Origin of the sequence: Rhizobium sp. L43 (assembly GCF_002531725.1) — a bacterium.
Classification (GTDB): Bacteria; Pseudomonadota; Alphaproteobacteria; order Rhizobiales; family Rhizobiaceae; genus Rhizobium.
Genome location: NZ_NWSQ01000015.1, coordinates 151,204 through 174,944 on the forward strand (window position 1 = coordinate 151,204; position 23,741 = coordinate 174,944).

General features: G+C 62.4%; 22 protein-coding genes. 7 read left to right on the forward strand and 15 right to left on the reverse strand.

Features of this window, described 5'->3' with window-relative positions; translation table 11 throughout:
* Positions 1-25: 25 nt before the first annotated feature.
* Positions 26-1,150, forward strand: a complete 1,125-nt coding sequence (locus tag CO667_RS20740) for a DNA repair exonuclease (RefSeq protein WP_097620144.1) — start codon at positions 26-28, stop codon at positions 1,148-1,150.
* On the forward strand, positions 1,147-3,774 hold the full coding sequence (locus tag CO667_RS20745; RefSeq protein ID WP_097620145.1) for an AAA family ATPase: 2,628 nt from the start codon (positions 1,147-1,149) through the stop codon (positions 3,772-3,774). The genes CO667_RS20740 and CO667_RS20745 overlap by 4 nt, the downstream gene beginning before the upstream one ends.
* Before the next feature lie 6 nt (positions 3,775-3,780).
* On the opposite strand, the gene CO667_RS20750 is transcribed toward CO667_RS20745, so the two are convergent.
* From CO667_RS20750 to CO667_RS20770, 5 genes are all read right to left on the reverse strand, one after another.
* Positions 3,781-4,578 carry an ABC transporter ATP-binding protein gene (locus CO667_RS20750; protein WP_097620146.1) on the reverse strand — a complete coding sequence of 266 codons (798 nt, stop codon included), beginning with the start codon at positions 4,576-4,578 and terminating at the stop codon, positions 3,781-3,783.
* 11 nt (positions 4,579-4,589) lie between these two features.
* A complete protein-coding gene (ntrB, locus tag CO667_RS20755; protein WP_097620147.1) occupies positions 4,590-5,483 on the reverse strand; it encodes a nitrate ABC transporter permease in 894 nt (297 codons plus the stop codon).
* Positions 5,484-5,539: 56 nt separating this feature from the next.
* Positions 5,540-6,868, reverse strand: a complete 1,329-nt coding sequence (locus CO667_RS20760; protein WP_097620148.1) for a CmpA/NrtA family ABC transporter substrate-binding protein — start codon at positions 6,866-6,868, stop codon at positions 5,540-5,542.
* Between the two features lie 496 nt (positions 6,869-7,364).
* Positions 7,365-8,369 (reverse strand): inorganic phosphate transporter, encoded by a 1,005-nt coding sequence (locus tag CO667_RS20765; protein ID WP_097620149.1) that lies wholly within the window; start codon positions 8,367-8,369, stop codon positions 7,365-7,367.
* Positions 8,369-9,013: a DUF47 domain-containing protein gene (locus tag CO667_RS20770; RefSeq protein WP_097620150.1), complete on the reverse strand. Its 645-nt coding sequence runs from the start codon at positions 9,011-9,013 to the stop codon at positions 8,369-8,371. Before CO667_RS20770 ends, CO667_RS20765 begins: the two co-directional genes overlap by 1 nt.
* 95 nt (positions 9,014-9,108) lie before the next feature.
* On the opposite strand from CO667_RS20770, the gene CO667_RS20775 reads away from it, so the two are divergent.
* A complete protein-coding gene (locus CO667_RS20775) occupies positions 9,109-9,642 on the forward strand; it encodes an NUDIX hydrolase (RefSeq protein ID WP_097620151.1) in 534 nt (177 codons plus the stop codon).
* 306 nt (positions 9,643-9,948) lie between these two features.
* On the opposite strand, the gene CO667_RS20790 is transcribed toward CO667_RS20775, so the two are convergent.
* The 10 genes from CO667_RS20790 to CO667_RS20835 form a co-directional block, all read right to left on the reverse strand.
* Complete coding sequence (locus CO667_RS20790; RefSeq protein ID WP_097620152.1) at positions 9,949-10,860, reverse strand: ABC transporter permease; 912 nt, start codon at positions 10,858-10,860, stop codon at positions 9,949-9,951.
* Positions 10,857-11,957: an ABC transporter permease gene (locus CO667_RS20795; protein WP_097620153.1), complete on the reverse strand. Its 1,101-nt coding sequence runs from the start codon at positions 11,955-11,957 to the stop codon at positions 10,857-10,859. Before CO667_RS20795 ends, CO667_RS20790 begins: the two co-directional genes overlap by 4 nt.
* Positions 11,954-13,477: an ABC transporter ATP-binding protein gene (locus CO667_RS20800; protein ID WP_097620154.1), complete on the reverse strand. Its 1,524-nt coding sequence runs from the start codon at positions 13,475-13,477 to the stop codon at positions 11,954-11,956. The genes CO667_RS20795 and CO667_RS20800 overlap by 4 nt, the downstream gene beginning before the upstream one ends.
* A gap of 3 nt (positions 13,478-13,480) precedes the next feature.
* The gene (locus tag CO667_RS20805) at positions 13,481-14,578 is read right to left on the reverse strand and encodes a BMP family ABC transporter substrate-binding protein (RefSeq protein WP_097620155.1); all 1,098 of its coding nucleotides are present in this window, start codon (positions 14,576-14,578) and stop codon (positions 13,481-13,483) included.
* 25 nt (positions 14,579-14,603) lie between these two features.
* A complete protein-coding gene (locus CO667_RS20810) occupies positions 14,604-15,980 on the reverse strand; it encodes an amidohydrolase (RefSeq protein WP_097620156.1) in 1,377 nt (458 codons plus the stop codon).
* Position 15,981: 1 nt separating this feature from the next.
* Complete coding sequence (locus CO667_RS20815; protein WP_097620157.1) at positions 15,982-16,641, reverse strand: glutathione S-transferase family protein; 660 nt, start codon at positions 16,639-16,641, stop codon at positions 15,982-15,984.
* Positions 16,638-17,483, reverse strand: a complete 846-nt coding sequence (locus CO667_RS20820; protein WP_097620158.1) for an aromatic ring-hydroxylating dioxygenase subunit alpha — start codon at positions 17,481-17,483, stop codon at positions 16,638-16,640. The genes CO667_RS20815 and CO667_RS20820 overlap by 4 nt, the downstream gene beginning before the upstream one ends.
* Positions 17,480-18,133 carry a Rieske (2Fe-2S) protein gene (locus CO667_RS20825; RefSeq protein ID WP_097620159.1) on the reverse strand — a complete coding sequence of 218 codons (654 nt, stop codon included), beginning with the start codon at positions 18,131-18,133 and terminating at the stop codon, positions 17,480-17,482. Before CO667_RS20825 ends, CO667_RS20820 begins: the two co-directional genes overlap by 4 nt.
* Positions 18,134-18,278: 145 nt before the next feature.
* Complete coding sequence (locus tag CO667_RS20830) at positions 18,279-18,545, reverse strand: acylphosphatase (protein ID WP_097620160.1); 267 nt, start codon at positions 18,543-18,545, stop codon at positions 18,279-18,281.
* A 136-nt stretch (positions 18,546-18,681) separates the two neighbouring features.
* Positions 18,682-19,557 carry a GNAT family N-acetyltransferase gene (locus CO667_RS20835; protein WP_097620161.1) on the reverse strand — a complete coding sequence of 292 codons (876 nt, stop codon included), beginning with the start codon at positions 19,555-19,557 and terminating at the stop codon, positions 18,682-18,684.
* Between the two features lie 306 nt (positions 19,558-19,863).
* Here CO667_RS20835 and argE point away from each other — a divergent pair, with 306 nt between their 5' ends.
* The 4 genes from argE (at position 19,864) to CO667_RS20855 (ending at position 23,700) form a co-directional block, all read left to right on the forward strand.
* Positions 19,864-20,991: an acetylornithine deacetylase gene (argE, locus tag CO667_RS20840; protein WP_097620162.1), complete on the forward strand. Its 1,128-nt coding sequence runs from the start codon at positions 19,864-19,866 to the stop codon at positions 20,989-20,991.
* Between the two features lie 16 nt (positions 20,992-21,007).
* On the forward strand, positions 21,008-21,931 hold the full coding sequence (locus CO667_RS20845) for a glyoxylate/hydroxypyruvate reductase A (protein WP_097620163.1): 924 nt from the start codon (positions 21,008-21,010) through the stop codon (positions 21,929-21,931).
* A gap of 14 nt (positions 21,932-21,945) precedes the next feature.
* Positions 21,946-22,302: a cupin domain-containing protein gene (locus tag CO667_RS20850; protein ID WP_097620164.1), complete on the forward strand. Its 357-nt coding sequence runs from the start codon at positions 21,946-21,948 to the stop codon at positions 22,300-22,302.
* Positions 22,303-22,872: 570 nt separating this feature from the next.
* Positions 22,873-23,700 (forward strand): hypothetical protein, encoded by an 828-nt coding sequence (locus CO667_RS20855; RefSeq protein ID WP_097620165.1) that lies wholly within the window; start codon positions 22,873-22,875, stop codon positions 23,698-23,700.
* The last annotated feature ends 41 nt before the right edge of the window (positions 23,701-23,741 follow it).

The window sequence follows — 23,741 nt, forward strand, 5'->3', positions numbered from 1 at the left end:
GGCGCATCGTAGACATGGCTGGCTAATGTTTTCCTTCCTGCACAGTTCGGACCTTCACATCGGCAAGCGGTTCGGCAATCTTCCCGAGGATTTGAGAGGGCGTCTGCGCGAGGCGCGGCATGGCGTAATCGCCAGGCTTGCCAATGCGGCGCGTGAACATGGGGCGGATACCATCCTGCTCGCCGGCGACACGTTCGATACCGAGACGCCGACGCCCGCCGTGCTCAGGCAAGCGCTTGGCGAGATGGCCCGGAACAGACCGCTGCGCTGGGTGCTGCTTCCGGGCAATCACGATTCGCTGCTGGCCGATCAGCTCTGGAGCGCGGCACGCGGCGTGCTGCCCGACAATGTCATTCTGGCGACGGAACCGGCGCCGATGATACTGGCCCCTGATGTCGTCCTCCTGCCGGCGCCTTGCACGACCAGGCGGCCGGGCCGTGACCTGACCGAATGGATGACAGGCGCCGCGACGCCGGACGGCGCCATCCGCATCGGCCTCGCCCATGGGCCGATCCAGGAGTTTTCCGAGGATGCCACGGCCACGAACGTGATTGCGCCGAATCGCGCGACGCTGGCCGGCCTCGATTACATGGCGCTCGGCGATTGGCACGGGCCGGTGGCCGTGGACGCCAGAACATTTTACAGCGGCGCGCCCGAGCCGGACCGCTTCAAACATGACCGGCCGGGGCAGGCGATGGTCGTTTCCATTGCCGGGCCAGGGGCGATGCCGACGACGACGGCGGTGACGACCGCCAGCTTTTCCTGGCAGACATTGCAGCTGCCGCTGCTGGCGTCGGAAGACGGTGTCGAAGCGCTGAAGGCCGCGTTGCCGGAACCCTTCGCGCGGCGACAAACCCTGTTGCGCGTCGCGCTGTCCGGCCGTGCGCGATTGAACGGGCGGACGGCCATGATCAGCCTGCTGGAGCGGGTGGCGCCGGAATTTGCGTATCTGGAGATCGATACCGACCTGCTGGGGACCGACTGCGAGAGCGATGATCTCGAGATCATCGACCGAGCCGGTGCGCTGCGCGATGCTGCGGAACTGCTGCTTGCCGAAAGCCTCGACGAGGCCCGCTCGGGCGACGACAGAGGCGTATCGCGCGAAGCATTGATCCGCCTGTTTTCCTATTGCGAGACGATCGATCGATGAAGCTCACCGCCCTTCGCCTGCACAATGTCAAACGCTTCGCCGGCCGCGGCATCGCCGTCGAAGGCATCACCGACGGCGTCAATGTGCTGAGCGCTGCCAATGAACATGGCAAATCGACCTGCTTCGAGGCGCTGCATGCGCTGTTCTTCCAGCCGCACAGCGGCACGCCGAAGAACGTGCAGATGCTGCGCCCCTATAGCGGCGGCAATCCGATCGTCGAGGCCGATATTTCAATCGAAACCGGCCGCTACCGCCTGACCAAACAGTTCTATAGCGGACGGCGCGCCAGCGTCACTGATCTCGGCAGCGGCCGGATCGTCGCCCAGGCCGACGAGGCCGAGGCTTTCATCGGCGACCTCATTTCCGGCGGAACATCAGGCCCGGCCGGCTTGCTCTGGGTGCGCCAAGGCGTGACCGGCATCGAAAATCGCAGCAAGGGCGAGGAAGAAAACGACAAGCGGGTGCGCGAAAGCCTGCTGTCTTCGGTGCAGGGCGAGGTGGAGGCGCTGACCGGCGGACGGCGCATGTCGGCGGTGCTCGAAGCCTGCGAGGAAGAACTCAATCGCCTGGTCACCGCAACGCTGCGGCCAAAGACCGGAGGCCGCTTTGCCGCCGCGCTCGAGGAGGGTGACCGTCTGCAGGCGGAGGAGGCGCGGCTGGCCAAGGAGGTGGAGATGCTGCACGGCGCGCTCGACCGCCGCCGCTCAGCGCAGGCGAGACTCAACGAATTGGAAAATTCGGACGAGGAGGTCGGCCGGAAGGCGGCGATTGCCAATGCCGAGGCAGTGCTCGAAGCCGCCAAACTGCACGAGAGGGAACTCAAGGCGCTCGATGCCGAAGCTGCCTTGGCCGCCAGCCGCCGCGATGCGGCGCAGCAGACATTCGACCGCTTCCACACGGCATTGAGCCGCAGCGGCGAGCTAGCGCGGCGTTTCGCCCTGGCGGAGAAAGAACTCTCCAATGCAGCCGAGCGACGCACCGCATCGCTTGCTGAAAGCGAGGCCGCAACGGCGGAGGTGCAGGCGGCCGAAGAGGAGGAGCGGGTGAACCGCGAATGGCTCGCGCGGCTGGAGGCGGCGCTGCGTTCGCGCCACGCCGCCGAGCGTCTGGCCGAGCTTCGCCAGCGTCTCGAACAGGCGGAAGCAGCGCGGCAGCAGATCGAGGACGGGGAGGCGGCGCATGCATTGCTCGCCATTCCAGCCGATGCGATCGAACGGCTCGAAGCGCTGGATCTCAAGATCGTCGGCCTGCGCGCGGCCGCCGAGGTCGGCCTTCCCACACTCCGGATCGATTACCTGAAGGACGCCTCAGGATTGGTGAGCATGGACCGCCAACCTTTGCCCGGGGGCGAGGATAAAAGCTTTGCCGGGATGGCGAGGCTCGACATAGCAGGCGTCGGCACGCTGACCATCCATTCCAGCCGGCAGGCGGAACAGGACGGGGCGCTGGAGACCGCGCAATCCGCCCGCCAGACATTGCTCGCCAAGCTCGGCGTCGACAATCTGCTCGCAGCGCGACAGCGCGATATCGCCGCGCGGAACAAGCAAGAGGAGCTGGTGCGGGCACGCCAGCGGCTCGCTGAACTCGCCCCGAAGGGCATCGACGCGCTCCACCTCGACGCCGCCCGCTTTGCCGAACTCAGCCAGGGCCCGGTCAAACTCGACGCCGATCCGGAAGAGGTGCGCGCCCGTCTCACGGAGGCAACGCGGCGCATCGAACTGGCGCGGAACCGGGCGCGAGAAGCGGCGATGATGCGCACCGAGGCCGGCGAGGCCATATTGCGCGCGCAGACCGAGCATGCCAGGCTTAGCCAGGAACTCGAGGCGATCGAGGCGATCATCGGCCCCGAGGCCGGTCGGAATGAAGTGCAGCAGAACCTTGTTGTCGAACTATCCAGCGCCAAAGAACAATTCGATGCGATCGAACTCCGGGCCGGGCCGTTGCGCCGGACAGGGCGCGACCTCGCAGGCGCGGAGGCCGCCCTTGCCCGGGCGCGCTCGGTCGCCGACGCCGCAGCACGCGAAATTGCCAGGCTGCGCGAGGAGCTTGCCGATCTCGGCGGTCAGATCCGCACCCGCTCGGACAGCGCGGTGGAAGAAAATTGGTCCGAAATCCGCGATTTGCTTGCCGCGGCGCGCGAACAGGTAAAGCGTTTCGAGACGGAGGTCGCCGTGCTCGATCGCCTGCGCAAGGCGCTGACGGCGACGCGGGCGGCAGCGCGCGACCTCTATCTCAAGCCGGTTATGAACGAACTCGCCCCGCTGGTCGGCCTGTTGTTCGACGACATCTCGATCACCTTCGACGGCGACACGTTGCTGCCGCAGATCGTGCGCCGCAACGGCCTGGACGAGGATGTCGACCGGCTGAGCGGCGGCATGCGGGAGCAGCTCTCGGTGCTGACCCGCCTTGCATTCGCCCGGCTGCTCACCCGCGACGGCCGGCCGGCCCCCGTCATCCTCGACGATGCGCTTGTTTATTCCGACGACGACCGGATCGAGCGGATGTTCGATGCCCTGCACCGCCAATCGCGCGACCAGCAGATCCTGGTCTTCTCCTGCCGCCAGCGCGCCTTCGCCAGGCTGGGCGGCAACGTGCTCGCCATGCAGCCATGGCAGCCGGATTGACGGCATCTACTCCGCGGCTTCGACGAAGCGGTGACGTTCGTAGAGGAACTTCAGCACGGCTTCGCGGCATTTGAGATAGGTCCGGTCGGAGGCGAGTTCGATGCGATGCCGCGGACGGGACATGGTTACATCGAGCACTTCGCCGATGCGGGCCGCCGGGCCGTTGGTCATCATCACGATGCGATCGGACAACAGCACCGCTTCATCGACGTCGTGGGTGATCATCACCATCGTATTGCCGAGCCGGGCGTGGATTTCCATCACCGCATCCTGAAGATGGGCGCGGGTCAGCGCATCGAGCGCGCCGAAGGGCTCGTCGAGCAGCAGGATCTTCGGCTCCATCGACAGCGCACGGGCAATGCCGACGCGCTGTTTCATGCCGCCTGAAATTTCCGAAGGCCGCTTGTCCCTGGCATGCGCCATCTGCACGAGGTCGAGGTTGGTCATGACCCAGTCGTGCCGCTCGGCCTTGGTCTTCGTTCGGCCGAAGACCTTGGAGACGGCGAGATTGACGTTCTCGTAGACTGTCAGCCAAGGCAGCAGCGAATGGTTCTGGAAGACGACGGCGCGTTCCGGGCCGGGTTCGTTGACCTCGCGGTTTTCCAGGAGCACGGCGCCTGCGGACACCGGCGTCAGGCCGGCAATGAGGTTGAGCAGGGTGGACTTGCCGCAGCCGGAATGGCCGATGATCGAGACGAATTCACCCTCGGAAATCGTCAGGTTGATGTCCTTCAGCACCTCGGCGCGCACGCCGCCCCGATCGAAATGTTTGTCGATATGGTCGAGTTTGAGATAGGCGTTCATCGGTGCGTTCCTCAGTTGGCCATGGCGCCGCGGGTGATGAGTTTGCCGAGCGCGGCCACCAGCTTGTCGAGGGCGAAGCCGACGATGCCGATATAAGCGAGCGCGACGATGATGTCCGGAAGACGCGACGAATTCCACGCGTCCCAGATGAAGAAGCCGATACCGACGCCGCCCGTCAGCATTTCGGCCGCAACGATGGCGAGCCAGGAGAGGCCGACACCGATCCTGAGGCCGGTGAAGATATAGGGTGCCGCCGAAGGCAGCATGATCTTCCAGAAAAATTCGAACTGGTTGAGCCGCAGCACCTCGGCGACGTTGCGGTAGTCCTGCGGGATATTGCGGACGCCGACGGCGGTGTTGATGATAACAGGCCAGATCGAGGTGATGAAGATGACGAAGATCGCCGAAGGATTGGAATCCTGGAAGGCTGCGAGCGACAGCGGCAGCCAGGCGAGCGGCGGGACCGTGCGCAGCACCTGGAAGATCGGATCGAGACCACGCATCGCCCAGACCGACTGGCCGATGATCGCCCCGATGATGACGCCGGCGACCGCGGCAAGGCCAAAGCCGTAAACGACGCGCTGCAGCGAAACGAGCACGCGCCAGCCGAGCCCGATATCCTGGGAGCCGTAGTTGAAGAACGGATAGGCGATCAGGTCATAGCTTTCCTGCCAGACCCGATGTGGCGAGGGCAAAGACGCATCCGCCGATGAACAGAGCACCTGCCAGACGAGCAGGATGAGCACCAGCACGACGGCGGGCGGAAGGACATTGCGAAATGCGGCCAATCCCGCACGGCGAAAGTCGATCCGCGATCCATGCTTGCCGGAAAACGGCAGAACCTTTGCCACCGGTTTGGCGGAGGCGGCCGTGGAGGGATTTTGTTTATTTGCCAGGGCGGACATCGACGCGCTCCTCACGTGAATGAAAGGCCGGCGCGCCGATCGCGCGCCGGAGCGGGTCAGGCGACGGCCTTGATCGAAAGGCTGTCGAGATAGGCGGAGGGATTTTCAGGGTCGAAAACCTTGCCGTCGAAGAAAGTCTCCTTGCCGCGAGACGAGGATGCGGGAATATCGGCTGCCGCGACGCCGAGATCCTTGGCGGCCTCGCGCCAGATATCTTCGCGGTTCACCTGGTTGACCAGTGCCTTGATATCGGTGCTTGCCGGCAGATTTCCCCAGCGGATGTTTTCCGTCATGAACCAGGTATCGTGGCTCTTGAAGGGGTAGGAGGCGCCGTCCTTCCAGAACTTCATATAGAGGTCCGTGGCTTTGGCCTCGCGGCCGTTGCCATAATTGATGTCGCCCTTGAGGCGGCCGAGCACGTCCTTCGTCGGAACATTGAACCATTGGCGCTTGCCGAGGATGTCAGCCATCTCCGCCTTGTTGTCCATGCTTTCGCACCACTGCTGAGCCTCCATGACGGCCATCAGCAGCGCTTTGGCAGCATTGGGGTTCTTTTCGATCCATTCGGCGCGCAGTCCGAGCGCCTTTTCGGGATGGCCCTTCCAGAGCTCGCCGGTGGTGGCTGCGGTGAAACCGATGCCCTGGTTGACGAGCTGCTCGTTCCACGGCTCGCCGACACAGAAGACGTCCATATTGCCGACCTTCATATTGGCAACCATCTGCGGCGGCGGCACGACGATGGTCGACACGTCCTTGTTCGGGTCGATGCCGCCGGCGGCAAGCCAGTAACGGATCCAGAGGTCGTGGGTGCCGCCCGGGAAGGTCATGGCGGCCTTGACCTCCTTGCCTTCCGCCTTCTTTTTCTCGAAGGCGGCCTTCAGCTTGGAGGCATCGAGCTGCACGCCGGTTTCGGCATATTCCTTGGCGACGGAAATGCCCTGGCTGTCGAGATTGAGCCGGGCAAGGATCGCCATCGGCACCGGCTTATTGTTCTGCGTCACCTTGCCGGTGTGCATGAGATAGGGGAGCGGCGAGAGGATATGGGCACCGTCGATACCGTTGGCGGCGCCACCCAGCACCAGATTGTCGCGGGTCGCCCCCCAGGATGCCTGTTTGGCCACATCCGTTTCCGGCAGGCCATGCTTGTCGAAAAAGCCCTTTTCCTTGGCGATGATCAGCGGCGCGGAATCCGTCAGAGCGATAAAGCCGAGCTTGACACCTTTCACCTCAGGCCCGGCTCCGGCCGCGAAGGCGCCGGACGGAAAGGCCGTCTTGACGGCGCCGATGAGAGCAGCCGCCGCAGTCGTCTTGAGCATGCCGCGGCGGGTCACGCCGGTTGTAAAAATCCCAGTCGTCGCATTCCCAGTGTTTGAATTCTTTGTCATGCGCAGGTTCCCTCTGCTGGCTGAACTTGGACACAAAAAAACGCCGCCGGACATTGCGTTCACGGGATGGGAGATCCCGGGAGCAAAGACCTTGCGACGTCGGTGTCTTGTAGGCGCTTATGCCGCGCCTATCCGCCCCGGTCGCCGTTGACCGGTGCGGATAGGAACCTGCAATCAGCGTGCCAATTTTGAGATGGTTGGATAACCGTATGACGCAAAAGGAGAATTTACTCAAATCGGCAAATGCTCATTTATTGAGCACTGTTAGAACTTGGTGATGTTTTGTGCGATTACTGCGGCAGCCAAGGGCGGAAGCGCTCTATTTGTGCAGTGCACGCGGCAGGAAAGTGGCTGTGAGAAGGGCGGATGGCGGGATTCTGACCACTTGAGCTACCTTCCCAAGAGCGTTTGCCTTGATGATCCGGCTGCGAAAACCCTCGCAAGAGCGGGCCGTATTGATCGCCGAATACGTGGCGATCATTTCTCCGCCCCCATCTCACTGCAACAAAGAGGCGAGGCCGTAGAACGCCGCGGATATAGCTGCAGCCGCCGGCATCGTGACGATCCAGGCGATCACGATGTTGCCGGCCAATCCCCAGCGCACGGCTGAGACACGACGAGCCGCACCCACGCCGACGATTGCTCCGGTGATGGTATGCGTCGTCGAGACCGGAATGCCGAGCCACGTCGCCCCGAACAGCGTCAACGCTCCGCCCGTCTCGGCGCAGAAACCTTGCATGGGGTTGAGCCGAGTGATCTTCGACCCCATGGTATGAACGATCCGCCATCCGCCGAAGAGCGTACCGAGAGCCATTGCCGACTGGCAGGAAATGACCACCCAGAAAGGCACGTAGAATGTCGGACCGAGATATCCCTGGCTGAACAGGAGCACCGCGATGATGCCCATCGTCTTCTGTGCATCGTTGCCGCCGTGGCCGAGCGAATAAAGCGAGGCGGACACAAACTGCATGATGCGAAAGGTCCGATCCACCGCAAACGGCGTTTGCCGGACGAACAACCAGGAGACGGCGAGCACCAGCACCAGGGCAAGCAGGAAGCCGATGGCTGGCGAAAGGAAAATGGCGCCGACCGTCTTTAGAAGGCCGTTCCAGACGATCGAGCTGAAACCCACCTTTGCCAGACCGGCCCCTACCAGCCCGCCGACAAGCGCATGAGACGAGCTAGATGGAATCCCGAGAATCCAGGTGAGAATATTCCAGATGATGGCGCCCATCAGCGCCGCGAAGATCAGTTGAGGCGAGACGATCGCAGGATCGATGATGCCGGTCCCCAGCGTCTCGGCCACATGCAGGCCGAAGAACAGGAATGCGATGAAGTTGAAGAACGCCGCCCAGGCGACCGCATATTGTGGCCGCAGCACCCGGGTCGACACGATCGTGGCAATGGAATTGGCCGCATCATGCAGACCGTTGAGAAAGTCGAAGAACAGAGCGACGACGATCAGGCCGGCAAGCAGCGGCAGAGCGAGGGAGGCATCCATCAGACGTTCTCGATGAGAATGCCGCTGATCTCGTTGGCGACATCCTCGAAGCGGTCGACGACTTTCTCCAACTCTCCGTAGATTTCGCTGCCGATCATGTAGGCCATCGCATTGCCGCCAGGGCCGTGACGTAGAAACAGATCCTTCAAGCCCTGGTCGTGGAGCTCATCGGAACGTCCCTCCACGCGGGTGACTTCCTCCGCGATGGCCGCGAGACGCTGCGCATTGGCTCCCAATCTGTCGAGGAGGGGTATCGCTTCCGCGACCAGGTTTGCTGCCTTGACGATTTCGCTGCCCATTTGCTGCATGAGCGGATCGAAGCTGGATTGCTCGAACAAGCGGATCGTCTTGACTGTCTTGTGCATCATGTCGATCGCATCATCCATCGACTGGATAAGGTCCTTGATGTCACCCCGGTCGAAGGGCGTGATGAAGCTTCGCCGAACGGCAAGAAGAACCTCACGCGTGACGTCGTCGGCCTCGTTTTCCAATGTGACGATGCGTTCGCAGTTTTTCTCAACGTCATTGCCCTTCAGGAGTTGATCGAGGGCATACGCCGCGGCAACGACGGTCTTCGAGTGCTTGGAAAACATTTCGAAGAATTTGTCTTCCCGTGGCATCAGCTTGCGAAAAATACTCATCATGCGCACGGACCCTTCAGTGTGGCTAACTGTCATAAATCTGTCATAAACACGCTCAGGCAATTGAAGCAACAAGCAAATTCGGTAATTCATCTACCATGACGCCGAGCAAAAAAAGCAGGAAACCCCGATCGGACAAGTCCCAGCCACTGCTGCGGCAGCTCGCGGCTGTTCCTGAAATGCTGTTCGCCGGTGCATTCCGTCAACAGTACGGCGCTCTTTGCTTTCGCTACGGCAATGCCGGATCCGCGATCGAAATCCTGGTGATCACATCGCGCGAGAGCGCGCGCTGGGTCATCCCGAAGGGGTGGCCGATGAAAGGAAAAAAACCTTTCGAAGCGGCAGCAATCGAGGCCTGGGAGGAGGCAGGCGTGCGCGGGGTGGCGAATAAGAAGCCGGTCGGCCGCTACACCTATCTGAAAGAACTCGACAATGGCGATGTGGCCCCCTGTATCGTCGACATGTTTCAGATTGAAGTCACGGAAATCAGCAGCGATTTCAAGGAGCGGGGCCAGCGAATCCTCGAATGGGTCAGCCCGGATGAAGCCGCACGCCGCGTTCGCGAGATCGAACTCAAGTCGCTGCTCGTCCAATTTGAAGCGCCTGGCCGAAAGAAGCGTGATCGCGGCTGACCGTCTTCGCCGGCGCGTTGCAGCGCCGCGTGTCTCTAGAGCCTTTCCGGGTTAGATTGAAGCATTCTGTTGGCTCAAACGGAGTCGGATGGTCGACCGGCCGGCGCGCGTCGTAGCCCAGTTCTACGGCCAAGCCGGCCGGTCGATCAGCCGGCCCGTTTCAGCCAACCCGAAGGGCCGGGCATCTTTCCACCAGGATCAAAGGCGATCGGCTCGGACGTACCAAGGGGTATGCCCTTCGCCGATCGCCTTTGCCCTGACGAAAACCTGCTCCGGCAGAATGCTTCAATCTAACCCGGAAAGGCTCTATCGCTCGAATGGTTCGCCGAGCGAAGCGACGCCGTTGAGTTTCAGCAGGCGGCGATCGGCGGAGATGATGCCGAGCACGATGATGGTGACGAGGTAGGGCAGGCTCGACAACAGCTGCGAGGGAACGTCGAGACCGGTTGCCTGGGCGGCAAGCCCCATCAGCGAGACCGCGCCGAAGAGGCAGGCGCCGAGGAAGATGCGGCCGGTGAGCCAGGTCCCGAAGACGACGAGGGCGATGGCGATCCAGCCGCGCCCGGCGATCATCCCGTCGGCCCAGAGTGGGGTGTAGACCACCGACGCATAGGCGCCGGCCAAGCCGGCCATCGCGCCGCCAAAGGCGATGGCGAGGACGCGGACCGAGATCACCGAATAGCCGATGGCATGGGCGGCTTTGGGGTTCTCGCCGACGGCGCGGACGATGAGGCCAAGCTTGGTGTAGGCAAATATGGCCCAGAGCGTAAGCGTCGCGGCGAGCGAAATCCACACCACGATATCCTGGACGAAGAGGCCGCCGACAACAGGCAATTCCGAAAGCCCGGGAAGCGCGAGTTTTGGCAGTCCCTTGACCGTCAGGCTTTCATAGGTCTTGCCGAAAAGGGCCGAGAGGCCCTGGCCGAGAATGCCGATGGCAAGGCCTGCCGCCACCTGGTTGGCCCGGAATCCCAGGGTGACAAAGGCGAAGATCAGGGAAAGGGCAGCACTGCCGAACCCGGCGGCGACGAAGCCCAGGAGATGTCCGCCACCCTGGTAGACGACGATGAAGGCGAGTACGGCGCCAAAGGCCATCAATCCCTCGACCCCGAGGTTGAGGACGCCGGCGCGCTCGGCCACCAATTCGCCGAGTGCGGCGAGAAGAAAGGGTGTCGCAGCCGCAAGCATGCCGGCAAGAATGAACTCGATGGCGTTCATGAGGGGCTCCGGTGGGCGGTGCGGGGCCATTCGAGACGGTAGCGCACGAAAGCGATGGCGACGAGATAGGCGAGCAGCAGGCTTCCCTGGAAGACCCGGACGGCAGCGATCGGCAGGTTGGCCGAGACCATGGCATTGTCGCCGCCGATATAGATCACCGCCATGACCAGCGCCGAGACAATGATGCCGAGCGGGTGCAGGCCGCCGAGATAGGCGACGATGATCGCCGCATAACCGTAGCCGCTCGCAACCGAACGCTGCAGCTGGCCGAGCGGACCGGCGACTTCGGCGGCTCCGGCAAGACCGGCGGCAAAGCCGCCGATCAGCAATGACAGCCAGATCGCCCAACCTTCCCTGAAACCGGCGTAGCCGGCAGCCCGTGGCGCCAGGCCGCCGACCTGCAGCTTGTAGCCGATGAAGCTCTTCTGCATGAAGACCCATGCCGCAACCGACAAGGCGAGCGTGATGAGGAACGAGACATTGAGGCGGGTGCCGGCAATCAAGGTCGGCACCATCGCATCATACTGAAACATCACCGACTGCGGGAAGTTGAAACCGTTCGGATCCTTCCAGGGGCCGAGCAGCAGGTAGTTCAGCAGCTGCGCCGCAACGAGGCTCAGCATCAGCGAAACGAGAATCTCGTTGGCGTTGAGGCGCACGCGCCAGAAGGCGGTCAGAGAAGCCCAGAGCGCGCCGCCGATGGCGCCAAGCAGCAGCATCGCCGGCCAGATCCACTGGCCCGTCGCCTGCGGAAACCAGACCGGAATGGCAGAGGCGAAGATCGCGCCGAGAATGAACTGGCCTTCGGCGCCGATGTTGAAGACCTTGGCGCGAAAGCCGATCGCCAGTCCCTGGGCGATCAGTAGCAGCGGGCCTGCCTTCAAAAGCACTTCCGAAAATGACGCCCAGGAGAGGAAGGGCTCGAACAGCATCGCATAGACGACCGCGACGGGATCGCGGCCCATCAAGACGTAAAGGCCAAGGTTGAGAACGACGGCTCCCCCGAGCGCTATAACCGGCGCAAGGAAGGCCGCGGCAAGCGAGGCGCGTTCCCGGCGGACAAGGGTGGGGAGGAAAGCAGGAGACCAAGCGCTCATCTATGGACTTTCTCGGGCGAGACTTGTGCCCCGATCATGTATCGGCCGACCTCCTCGGGCTTCGTGTCCCGCGTGACGAGCGGCGGACTGAGGCGGCCGTGATACAGCACCTGGATAGAATCGCAGAGCTCGAACAGTTCTTCCAGCTCCTCGGAAATGACCAGGATCGCCATGCCCTGATTGCGCAACGCGACCAGACGGCTGCGGATGGCGGATGCGGCGCCGATATCGACACCCCAGGTCGGCTGCGCCACGAACAGCAATTTAGGACCCAGCATGATTTCGCGGCCGACGATGAACTTCTGCAGATTGCCGCCGGAAAGCGTCCCGGCTTCCGCATCCGGGCCGGGCGTGCGCACATCATACTGACGGATGCAATCCTCGGTGAACGCCGTTGCCCGCGCTTTGTCGACGAGACCGCGCCGCAACAGCTTGAGCGGGTGAGCCGTCAACAGGCTGTTGAGGACGAGCGACATTTCGGGCACGGCGCCGCGTCCGAGCCGGTCCTCCGGAACGAAGGCAAATCCGAGCGCGCGGCGCGCGGCGGCATCGAGCCTGCCGACATCCGTTCCCATCATATAGATCCGGTCGCGCTGTTCGCGCCCCAGCACCGTTTCACCCGAGATCAACGCGGCAAGCTCGCTCTGGCCGTTGCCCGAAATACCGGCGATGCCGAGGATTTCGCCGGCGCGCACTTCAAGGCTGATGCCGGAGAGCGGCACCGCAAACGGATCGTCGGGCCGATAGTCCAGACCGATGATCTCCAGCCGCTTTTCCCCGCCGGACAGCGGCAGCGCCGAGATGGGTGCGGGCATATCGCGGCCGATCATCATGCCGGCAAGGTCATGGGCATCGTGTTCACGCGGGTCGACATCCCCGGTGACACGGCCGCCGCGCAGGATCGTCGCCCGGTCGCAGACCGCCCGGATTTCCTCGAGCTTGTGGGAAATCAGCAGGATGGAAACGCCGCCGTCGCGCAGCCGGCGCAGGGTGTCGAAAAGCTTTTCCACCAATTGCGGCGGCAGGACGGAGGTGGGTTCGTCGAGAATCAGCAGCTTCGGATTGGTCATCAGGCTTCGGATGATCTCCACCCGCTGCCGCTCGCCGACGGACAGCGCATGCACATGGGCGAGCGGATCGACTTCAAGGCCGAATTCCCGCCCAAGCGTCCGAATGCGTTCCTTGAGCTCAGCCTTCCCACCCGGCACGACCAGCCGGATATTCTCCAGGACGGTCAGGGTTTCAAACAGCGAAAAGTGCTGGAAGACCATGCCGATGCCGTTGCGCCTTGCCTCCGCGGGAGAGGCGAGACGCAAAGACTTTCCTTCCCAAATGACGTCACCGTCATCCGGTTGCTCGACGCCGTAGATCAGCTTCATCAGCGTCGATTTTCCCGCGCCGTTTTCGCCGAGGATCGCATGGATCGATTGCGGAGCCACGTCCAGATCGATTGCCTGATTGGCATGGATCTGGCCGTAGCTCTTCGAAATGCCGCGCAGTGACAGCAGCGGGGTGATCATGACTTATTTCGGCAGCGGCGTCGACACGCCCTTGACGTGCCAATTCATGGCGATGATCTCGGGGTCGGCCAAGGTCGCGCCCGATGCGACACCTTCGCTGCCGTCGGCCTTGGCGATCGGCCCGGTGAAGGGCGAGAAGCTGCCGTCGGCGATCTTTGCCTCGATCGCCTTGATCTTGGTCATCACCTCGGCCGGAATATCCGGATTCCAGTCGACCACCTCGACGACCTTGTCGGCGACGCCGAGGAAGGTATTGGCCCCCTTGAACGAACCGGCGAGATGGGCATCGACCGAAGCCTTGAAGAACGGCGACCAATCCGTCGAGACGCAGCCGAGATAGGTCTTCGGCGCATATTTCTTCATCGACGAATTGAGGTTGAAGGCATAGACGCCGGCCTCCTCACAGGCCGAGATGACAGAAGGCGTGTCCTGGGCGTTGGAGAAGATCACGTCGCACTTCTGCGCAATCAGCGCCTTGGCGGCTTCCTGCTCCTTGGCCGGATCGAACCAGGAGTTGACCCAGACGACCGAGACTTCAATGTCGGGTTTGACCGCCTGGGCGCCGAGCGTAAACGCGTTGATCGAGGTGATGAGTTCAGGGATGGCAAAGGCCGAAACCGAGCCGAGCTTGCCGGTCTTGGAAAGCGCTGCGGCGGCCATGCCGAGCAGATAGGTGCCCTGGAAATATTTGGCGGCGAAAGGCGAGAAGTTCGGAGCAACCTGGAAGCCGGAGGCATGCAGAACCGTGACCTTCGGATCGCGGCGGGCGATCTGCAGGGCGCCGTTCTGATAGCCGAAGGAGCCGGCGATCAGGAACTTGTTTCCGTCGGCAACGGTCTTGGTCATGATGCGGTCGGCATCCGGGCCTTCGGCGATATTCTCCAGTACGGTGACCTTCACCTTGTCACCGTAAGCGGCCTTGATCGGCTCGAGACCGGCGGCGAGTGCATGCCCCCAGCCGACGTCGCCGATCGGCGACGGGACGACGAGCGTGATGCCGAGCGGCTCGTCGGCAGCGAAAGCCATGCGGCTGCCGAGGACGCCGGCAAGGCCGGTGGCGGCAGCGGCCGTCATCAGGTTTCTGCGGGTCAGTTTGGTCATGGTCTCAGTTCCCTCTTTTGGTTTTTTAGAATTTCACGGCGGATAGTGCAGCCTCGGCATCGGCAGCCAGCCTGGCCTCGTCGAGCCCGATAAACTCGCCCTTCTGCCAGACGATGCGGCCATTGATCATGGTCATATCAGTCGCCATACCGATGCCGACACGGGCAATCAGGCTCAGCGGGTCGTGGCGCGTGCCGACATAATCCATACGGCGGGTGTCGATCGCAAACAGGTCGGCGGCCATGCCGGGGGCGAGCCGGCCGATATCGCGCCGGCCGAGCAGGCTGGCGCCGCCTGTCGTGCCGTAGCCGAGAAAATCGGCGGGCGGCGGCACGGGATGAGCGCGGCTGGCGGAGACCAGGCACTGCAGCATATAGGCGGAGTGCAGGCAGTGCATCAGGTTGGAATTGTCGTTGGAGGCTGCACCGTCGCAGCCGAGGCCGATGCGCAGGCCAAAGGCGGCCATGGCGGGAATGTCGGTGACCTCAGCGCCGACCAGATAGACCGGTTCCGGGCAATGCGCGACACCGGTGCCGCTGGCGGCCATCTTCCTGAGTTCGTCGTGGTTGAGCTCCCAGCAATGGGCATAGAAGGTGTTAGGCCCGGCAAAGCCGAGTTCTTCGAGATAGTCGACCGTGCGCATGCCGTGACGTGCCTGAATGACCGGGCTTTCGCCTTCGCCGACATGGGTATGCATCACCACACCGCGATCGCGCGCCAATGCCACCGATTCCACGAAAGTCTCGCGATAGCAGTTCACCGGCTGGCAGGGCGCGACCAAGACTTGGCGCATGCTGAAGGGGCTGGTATCGTGATAGGTGTCGATCAGCCGGGCGCAGTCGGCGATGAATTCGTCCGTCGTTTCCAACATCTCGTCGGGAATGGTCGAGCCTTCCGACTTCGGCAGGGTATTGCCGCCGCGGCCGGCATGGAAGCGCATACCGAGCAGCTCGGCCGCTTCGAACTGGCGATCGATCAGCCGCTTCCCGGCATGCCGGGGAAAATTATACTGATGGTCGAGGGCCGTGGTACAGCCATGCTTGATCATCTCGGCCATCGCCGTGACGGAGGCGTGGTAAAAACATTCCTCGTTGAGCTGCGAAAAGATCGGATAGATGCGGTCGAGCCACTCGATCACCGAAAGCTTCGTCCAGTCGAGGTCAGCGCGGTTGCGCACGAAGCACTGGAAGAAGTGATGATGAGTGTTGACGAGGCCCGGATAGACGAACCAGCCGGCGGCATCCTGAACGGTCGTGCCGGCAGGCAGCGCGTCGGCCAGATTTTCGCCGATCGCCACGATCGCCGGGCCGTTGGTTAGCAGATCGACATTGCGATGGACGACCAGCCCCTTGCCCTCGTCGGCGATCACGGCTGCGCAGTTCTTCAGGAGATAGCCGGCCATCTCACGCCTCGCCCGGTTCGATCTGGGGTTCGGGCTTCAATTCGTGCAGCCGATGAATACCGGGCATCTCGATGAAGTTGCCAAGGGCGCGGAGCGCTCGGGACCAGAGCCGGATCGCAGGATAAGCGTCCAGCGTGACGCCGCCATCGGGCGCCAGCGCCACATAGGGAAAGCAGGCGATATCGGCGACCGTCGGCCGGTCGGCGGCGAGGAAGCGCATGCCGCGAAGGTCCTGCTCGACGAGGCCGGCCTCAAGCTCGCGAAGGGCGGCGATGCCCTGGGCCTGCAGCGCATCGATATCGCCAGGGCGCTGCAGCATCTCATGCAGCCGCGCTGCCCCGAGGCTTGCCGTCAGCCGGCCGGAGAACGACAGCCATTGCTGCACCCGCGCCGCTTCCTCGGCCTTGCCGCTGCCCAGCCATTCCGGTGCCGCCTTGGCGGCGAGATAGACGAGAATGGCCGAGGATTCGGTCAGGATCAGGTCGCCATCCTCCAGGATCGGAATCGAGCCCGCCGGGTTGAGCGCAAGCAGCTCGGCGCCGCGATGCTCGGCGCCGGGATGGAAATCCACCGGGCGCAGTTCCAGCTTGACACCGGTCAGCGCCGCCATCAGACGCACCTTGTAGCAACTCGGGGAGAGAATGTAGTCGTAGAGCTTCATTGCGCCACCAGCTGTGCGCCGTAGGTATAATTGTGGCGCTTCAGCCAGCGCCGGTAGGCGATCGATGTCAGATCGGCTCGCGTCGGGATTTCCATGCCGGGGTCGAGCGGCAGCAGCCGCGGGATCTGGTTTTCGAGGATCGAACGGTCCTGCAGGAAGATCGTCTGCTGGAAATGGATAAGATCGGTCATCGCGGTCTCGTCATCGAAGAGCGCCATCCATGGCCAGACGTCGCAGAGGTCCTCGGCCAGCGGCTGCACGAAGAGGGTGATCACATCCCATTCGCTCGGGCGCGGCGGGCAGGTCTTGTAAAGCACAGAGCAGGTGGGCGCCGGCACGCGGTACATATATTCGGTGGTGATGCCGCCGCTTGCCGACTTGGCCGCCTGCGGCTGGTAGAATTTCACCTGCGTCGCCCAGACCTCGTCTTCTTCCTCGCGGATCTCGACCTTGTAATTCTGAACCTCGGTGTGCGGCTCGGCGCCGAGAATATCGGTGTGGACGAAGGGGAAATGGGCGATGTCGAGAAAATTCTCGACGGCACGCAGCGGCGAGCAGCGCACCCGCACCACGCCGACATCGACGAAGCGGCGGCCGGGCTGATCGGCCTCGGGAATCGGGAAAAGCTCCTTCTTCGGCTTGCCGAGGGAGGACCAGACATGGCCGTAACGTATGCGGACCGGCAGAACACGACCGTCGTCACCCGTGACCCTCGCATTGCCATCGGCATCGCATGCGACGTCGATCGGTTCGCCCATCAGCGCCGTCTTGCGACCGGCGCGGTCGAGCTGACTGAAGAGCCCGACCGGATACCATTCGTCGATCATCGCCTGGGTGCTCACCGCGCGATCTCCTCTTCCTGAAGACCCTCAGCCCGGCGACGCAGGCTTTCGGCGGCCCGTGAAGCGCCGATGCCCGCCGCGGGGCCAGTGTCCGCCTTCAACAGCACATGGATCAGCGTCTGTCCGTCTTCTTGAGCGGATAATAGCAGACAGATGGTTCCGGTGGATGCGTCGATCTCGACGATACCGTCAGGGCTCGCCTTCGTGCCGGCCGCTGCCTCGATCGCCGCGATGCCGGCGAACGCCGTCAGGGAACGCAGGGGAACAAGGCCGTCAAGCCTCGGCGGCTTCGACGCCGGCGCGCCCGTCGCCACCCAGATCACATTGCCGGCTTCCTCGACATCATGGGTGGCGACGCGGATGGTCTCCGGTGGCGCCAGCCCCGGATGGGCGGGAATGCGCAGACAATGTCCGGCCCGGTCATAGCTCCAGCCGTGATAGATGCAGGAAATCGCCTCGCCGCGCACGAAGCCGTGAGACAGGCGCATGCCGCGATGCGGACAGCGATCGGCCGATGCCGATAGGCGCCCCGAGGCACTGCGCCACAGGGCAATCGATCCAGATGCCGTCCGCGCCGGCATCGCGGTTCCGGCCGGTAGATCCCGGGAGAGGGCGACTGGCGTCCAAAAGCCGGTCGTATCGGAGGGCATGACGAGACTTCCTGAACCTATCTGTTTTGCCGAGCACGCTTCCACCCCAGGGGCATCGCGCTCAACGGCCTCACGTTTGCATAATTATTTCGCATTGGCAACGTTGATTAAATTATATGCACACACCAAAAGATTGCGGTCGGCGCTAGGCCGTTTCGCCGCTCATCGCCGTGCGTTCTATGCTCTCGACCCAGACGTCGATGGGCCCGAGAGAGCAGCCCACCTCCATCATGTCGATCAAATCCTCCGGTCCCGAAACCTCAACCTCGATCCGCATCGAACTCGTATGGGATATGCTGTGCGAGAGCCCGAGCTTGGTGGCGTGGCGCCGGATCCAGGGGACAAAGGAGGCGGCCTTGAGATCGCCGACAATCGTCATCCGCTCCTGGAGGTGGCTTCTATCTTGTCCCATGCTTCGTCCTTGCTTTCCCTCACCATAGTGCCTGAACGAAGGTGAGGAAGGGTCATCCTCGAAGCGAGGATAGGGCGTTTAAGTTTTCTTTGCAAAAACTCTGCGGTCTTGCCCGGCAGTTCCGTTCCGCGGCTGCCTAGCTTAACGCATGGCCGGCCAGACCATAAACCGCCGGTTCGCCGCTCTTCCCGTTCAGGAAACTGCGCCCCCTGGACATGGTCGTAACGGTGTCCGCGACTGTGAGCCGGCTCTGTTGAAGGAACTCGGCGAACAGGCCTTTCTCCCGCGTATCGACACGTGCGAACCCGCCTGCCAAATCCCTGAGATGCACGGCGGTAAGATTGATCGCATCCTGATCATTGCTCGCCACGATCGGACCAACCACATGGCCACGTCCGAACTCGCGACACATCGAATAGCCGACGATTTCGCCGTCGCGCCGGAGCGTGCAAATGGAAGCACCCTCCGAAAGCAACGCGACCAACTTCTCGCGATCGGTGCCGAAAGCGCGCGCATCGAGGGCGTTGATCTCCTCGATCCTGTCGCTGGACAGCTCGCTCAACTGCCCGTTCAGCTCCGGCAGGGGAGGGAGCTCAGGCTGAACATTTCCCTGGTATTGATAGACGATTGCTTCTTTGGTGAAACCGAGCGAAACGTAAAGTCTGTAAGCTGCATGGGTCGAATTCAGGCTCAGATTGCGGTCGCCGCACTTCTCGAACACCTGTTCCATCAGCCATCGCCCGGTCCCTTGCGCCTGGGTGCGCGGCGACGTGATCACCAGCCCGATCGTGGCGAAATCATCCCCATGCGGAAACCACATCGCGCTTCCGAAGACGCGTCCGATGCCATCGACGGCGACGATGCCCCGGCCGGCGCGCCGCAGGAAATCCCAGTCCTTGGGCCGGTGCGGCCAGCCGACGCCGATCGACAGTGCGTGAAGCAGGCCGACATCGACACTGTCTATATCCTGCGCAATCAATTCGAACGATTTCAGGCGCACTGATTTCTGCATTTTCGGGTATCCGCTCCGCTCGCCAGATCACCAAACCCCACCAGAGGTAGACAGTGCCATCGATCCTGCGTCGATTGCAACCAAGTCGCAGTATTGCACGCCAAGGCCGGCAGGATTGGCTTGTTCGTCGCATCAATTCGAAATCTTCCGCTGAAGCGAGGCCCCACTCAGCAGGCAAAACTCCTGCCTTTGCTTAGGCTAACCAGCAGCTAAAACCTCTTGTTTTTATGCATGTCGTCACGCCGGAACCGCTGCACACTTCCAGGCGACCTGCATCAGACCACTCCAACGGCAACTTGGTCACTCATGGACGTCAAAGAAATTCTCGCGAGGCTGATCGCATTCCCCTCCGTTGTCGGCACGCCGAACGGCGCAATTGCCGACTGGATAGGTGACTATGGCCGGAAGGCTGGAGCCGATGTGACCGTCCATCCTGGTCCGGAAGGTGACCGCTACAACCTTTTTGCGACTGTCGGACCGCGCGAAGGCCGAGGTTACATTCTATCCGGGCACATGGATGTCGTGCCGGCCGGTGAACGGGAGTGGAGTTCGGATCCTTTCGTCCTGCGTGCCGAGGACGACAGGCTTTACGGACGCGGCACCACCGATATGAAAGGCTTTCTCGCCTGCGCCCTGGCGGCATTGCCGAAGCTTGCCGCCATGAACCTGCGGCGGCCAATTCACCTTGCCTTCTCCTATGACGAAGAGGCAGGCTGTCGTGGCGTACCGCATCTTATTGCCGAGCTGCCAAAGCTGTGCAATGCCCCGCTGGGGGCGATCATCGGCGAACCGAGCCGGATGCAGGCCGTGCGGGCGCATAAGGGCAAGGCAGCCGTCCGGCTAGAGGTGATCGGCCGGTCGGGGCACTCCTCACGTCCCGACCTGGGGCTTAACGCCATTCACGCCATGGCAAATTTGATCACAGAGGTCGCGGAATACGGCAAGTCCCTGACATCTGGCCCTCTCCACCATGATTTCGCGCCTCCCTACTCGTCATTGCAGGTTGGCGTCATTGCCGGCGGCCGGGCGGTCAACATCATTCCGGATCGCTGCATCTGCGATGTCGAGCTCCGCGCTCTGCCTGATATCTCGCCGTCATCTCTGCTCGCGCCGGTAAGGGCCAGGCTCGCGGCTCTCCGAGACCAGGGCTTCGAGGTCGGCTGGCACGAGCTGAGCGCCTATCCCGGACTTGCGCTCCCCGAAGGCAGCCAACTTGCAACCCTGCTGAGGGAATTGACGGGGCAGGAGCCGCTTGCTGCCGTGAGCTACGGTACTGAGGCAGGCCTGTACCAGCAGGCCGGCATCGATTCCATCATTTGCGGGCCCGGGGATATCGGCCGCGCGCACCGGCCTGACGAATATATCGAGGTCGGCGAGCTCGCAGCATGCCAGACGATGATCGAGGAGCTCGGCACCCACCTTGCCGAAGGCTGAAGGAAGGCGATTTTCCATGGCGTTTCTCTTCAACTCCGATGCCATACGCGGTGCGATTTTCCAGGAGATTTTTGCGCGCGAGCTTCCGGATCTGGAGTTCGTCGGGCAGGGCCAACCGGTGGATCCCGACAAGGTACGCTATCTCCTGACCTGGACGGTCCCCGGCGACATCTCACGCTACTGCAATCTGGAAGTATTGTTTTCCATCGGCGCCGGCGTCGATCAATTCAAACAAGACAGCGTGCCGGAGCCTGTAGCAGTCGTTCGCATGGTCGAGGATGGCATTATCCGGATGATGCAGGAATACGTCACTCTTGGCGTCCTGACGCTCCACCGGGAGATGCTCGCCTATCGGGAGCTGCAGAAGCGGTCTGCCTGGCAGAGCCTCGCCGCACCGCAGGCGACCCGGCGCAGAATAGGCTTCCTGGGTCTCGGCATCCTGGCGCAGGCGGCCATCGAGCGCTTGAAACCGTTCCAATTTCCTCTCGCAGGATGGAGCCGAAGCAAAAAGCAAATTGACGGCGTCACCTGTCATCATGGCACGGATGGACTTGGCGATTTTCTGGCAGAGACGGACATTCTGGTCTGCCTGCTGCCGCTCACCGATGAGACGCGCGGCATTCTCAATGCCGAACTCTTCTCCCGACTGCCGGCCGGCGCACGACTGTTGCATGTGGGTCGCGGGGCGCATCTCGACCAGACGGCGCTGATCGAAGCGCTCGACCGTGGCCGTCTCGCCGCGGCAATGCTCGACGTCACCGACCCCGAGCCGCTGCCGGCAGACCATCCGCTCTGGCAGCATCCGAAGGTGGCGATCACACCGCACATCGCCTCGGTCACGCAGCCGGAAACGGCAGCGCATTCGGTCGTTGACAATATCCGGCGCCACCGCGCCGGTGAAAATCTGATCGGCCTGGTCGATCGGACACGCGGTTATTAAACGAGGAAAACGAAATGTCGCTTCTATTGACCATCGATACCGAGCCGAATTTTACGCCAAAACAGTCCCTGCCGGACGCGGAACGGCTGATTTCGGGAAGTCCGGCCTACAAGACCTGGGCACAAGATGCCTCGAAAGGTGAGAAGGTGCTCACCGGCATTTGGGAAGCGACGCCCGGCGAAACCCATTCCATCAAGGGCACAGTCTACGAATTCTGCCACATCCTTTCCGGCGTCGTTGAAATCGACGAGAAAGGCGGTGGGACGAAGACCTACCGCGCCGGCGATAGCTTCGTGATGAAGCCCGGTTTTGTCGGCGTCTGGCGTACCATCGAAACCGTACGCAAGATCTACGTCTGCGTTTACGACTGAGCGACCGACGACGGGGCGCGCCGAATGATGGCGCGCCTCCTCGATGAGGTCGGTTCCGGCTCGGGGCGAAACGACACCCCAAGCCCTGCAGGCGGGCGATATCCTACCTCACGCTGATTTGTGGCCTCTTGAGTCCCAGCTGTATGGACAATGAGGACCGCCGCCCCTATCGCGAAGCGACTTCGGCCATTAATGCAGTAAGAGGAATCAGAACATAGCGCGCCCTGGTTGGAACCAACCCGCGTGCCTTGCTTGAGCCACTTGTCGGTCGTGTCAGAACGATACCCCATGGACAAAATTGAATGCGTGAACGGATTTCAGGCGATTACATTGGGATGGGTCTTTGGCCATGACCCCGCCTGTCGCGAGTGAGGTTACGCTGGATTGGACCGGCCCGGAGTTGCTCGACGTGGCGGAAGTCCAGCGAGCCGACGGCGATCTGCTTGCTTTGGATGCTTCAGGCGGTATCTCCTGCGTAGACCTGCAATCGATGACGGTCAGGTTGCTGGGCACGGTGGCTTTGCCAAAGCCGAGCGTCGAGAACTCCAATGCGTCTTTGGTAATTCCGCGGTGGCGTCCGCCGACGGCACGTTCGCTGCGGTGTTCTTCGACGGGGGAAGGCATGGCTTCGTGATCCGCCTCGACCGTTTTGAAACCATCATGCAACTCGATGGTGGCGACTACTATGAGGAGACGGTTCCCTTCTCGATTTGCTTCATAACGAGGAACGAGAAGACGATCCTGGTCCATCGTACGGAGTGGAACAGGCTCGATGCGTCGGACCCTCAGAGCGGCAGTCTGCTCACCGGGCGAGACCTGACACCCCAGGAAAATAGCGAGCGCCCACCGCACTACCTCGACTATTTTCATGGAGAACTCCGTTCAAGCCCTTCCGGCTCTCGCTTGTTCGATGCAGGATGGGTCTGGCATCCCGTGGGCATCCCTCGCGTCTTCGATGTAGCGGCATGGCTCACCGCCAACGTGTGGGAGTCGGAGGATGGAGCATCGGTGCAGTGGCTGAGCTCACGTGAAGACTGGAACTTCCCTGCGTGCTGGATCGATGACGACAGGATTGCGCTGGGTGGGACTGGCGATTGGGACGACGATGAGTTCGAAACCGTCGCGGCGCCTCCGGGAGTACGGATCGTCGATGTTCGTCATGGAACGAAGGCGCCCGATCGAAAATTATGGATGAACGCCGAGCCTCAAGAACTGTTCACGGATGGACGCCTGCTATTTGCCTTTCATGGGGTGGACACGTCCGTGTGGTCGGTGGCGTCAGGCAATTGCGTGAAGATGCTCGAAGGTTTCGCCGCAACCCACTATCACCTGCGCCGTAAGGAGTTGCTTGAAGTAAAGCCTCACCGAATTCGGTTGCTTGCCACCACGTTCTGGTAGTTCACCCAAGTCCGAAATCGCTCGAAGCAAATGGGGATCGA

Excerpts from the sequence above, each read along its gene's own strand:
- CO667_RS20740 (WP_097620144.1), top strand. The coding sequence starts at position 26 with ATGTTTTCCTTCCTGCACAGTTCGGACCTTCACATCGGCAAGCGGTTC.
- CO667_RS20745 (WP_097620145.1), top strand. The coding sequence starts at position 1,147 with ATGAAGCTCACCGCCCTTCGCCTGCACAATGTCAAACGCTTCGCCGGC.
- CO667_RS20750 (WP_097620146.1), bottom strand. The coding sequence starts at position 4,578 with ATGAACGCCTATCTCAAACTCGACCATATCGACAAACATTTCGATCGG.
- ntrB (WP_097620147.1), bottom strand. The coding sequence starts at position 5,483 with ATGTCCGCCCTGGCAAATAAACAAAATCCCTCCACGGCCGCCTCCGCC.
- CO667_RS20760 (WP_097620148.1), bottom strand. The coding sequence starts at position 6,868 with ATGACAAAGAATTCAAACACTGGGAATGCGACGACTGGGATTTTTACA.
- CO667_RS20765 (WP_097620149.1), bottom strand. The coding sequence starts at position 8,369 with ATGGATGCCTCCCTCGCTCTGCCGCTGCTTGCCGGCCTGATCGTCGTC.
- CO667_RS20770 (WP_097620150.1), bottom strand. The coding sequence starts at position 9,013 with ATGATGAGTATTTTTCGCAAGCTGATGCCACGGGAAGACAAATTCTTC.
- CO667_RS20775 (WP_097620151.1), top strand. The coding sequence starts at position 9,109 with ATGACGCCGAGCAAAAAAAGCAGGAAACCCCGATCGGACAAGTCCCAG.
- CO667_RS20790 (WP_097620152.1), bottom strand. The coding sequence starts at position 10,860 with ATGAACGCCATCGAGTTCATTCTTGCCGGCATGCTTGCGGCTGCGACA.
- CO667_RS20795 (WP_097620153.1), bottom strand. The coding sequence starts at position 11,957 with ATGAGCGCTTGGTCTCCTGCTTTCCTCCCCACCCTTGTCCGCCGGGAA.
- CO667_RS20800 (WP_097620154.1), bottom strand. The coding sequence starts at position 13,477 with ATGATCACCCCGCTGCTGTCACTGCGCGGCATTTCGAAGAGCTACGGC.
- CO667_RS20805 (WP_097620155.1), bottom strand. The coding sequence starts at position 14,578 with ATGACCAAACTGACCCGCAGAAACCTGATGACGGCCGCTGCCGCCACC.
- CO667_RS20810 (WP_097620156.1), bottom strand. The coding sequence starts at position 15,980 with ATGGCCGGCTATCTCCTGAAGAACTGCGCAGCCGTGATCGCCGACGAG.
- CO667_RS20815 (WP_097620157.1), bottom strand. The coding sequence starts at position 16,641 with ATGAAGCTCTACGACTACATTCTCTCCCCGAGTTGCTACAAGGTGCGT.
- CO667_RS20825 (WP_097620159.1), bottom strand. The coding sequence starts at position 18,133 with ATGCCCTCCGATACGACCGGCTTTTGGACGCCAGTCGCCCTCTCCCGG.
- CO667_RS20830 (WP_097620160.1), bottom strand. The coding sequence starts at position 18,545 with ATGGGACAAGATAGAAGCCACCTCCAGGAGCGGATGACGATTGTCGGC.
- CO667_RS20835 (WP_097620161.1), bottom strand. The coding sequence starts at position 19,557 with ATGCAGAAATCAGTGCGCCTGAAATCGTTCGAATTGATTGCGCAGGAT.
- argE (WP_097620162.1), top strand. The coding sequence starts at position 19,864 with ATGGACGTCAAAGAAATTCTCGCGAGGCTGATCGCATTCCCCTCCGTT.
- CO667_RS20845 (WP_097620163.1), top strand. The coding sequence starts at position 21,008 with ATGGCGTTTCTCTTCAACTCCGATGCCATACGCGGTGCGATTTTCCAG.
- CO667_RS20850 (WP_097620164.1), top strand. The coding sequence starts at position 21,946 with ATGTCGCTTCTATTGACCATCGATACCGAGCCGAATTTTACGCCAAAA.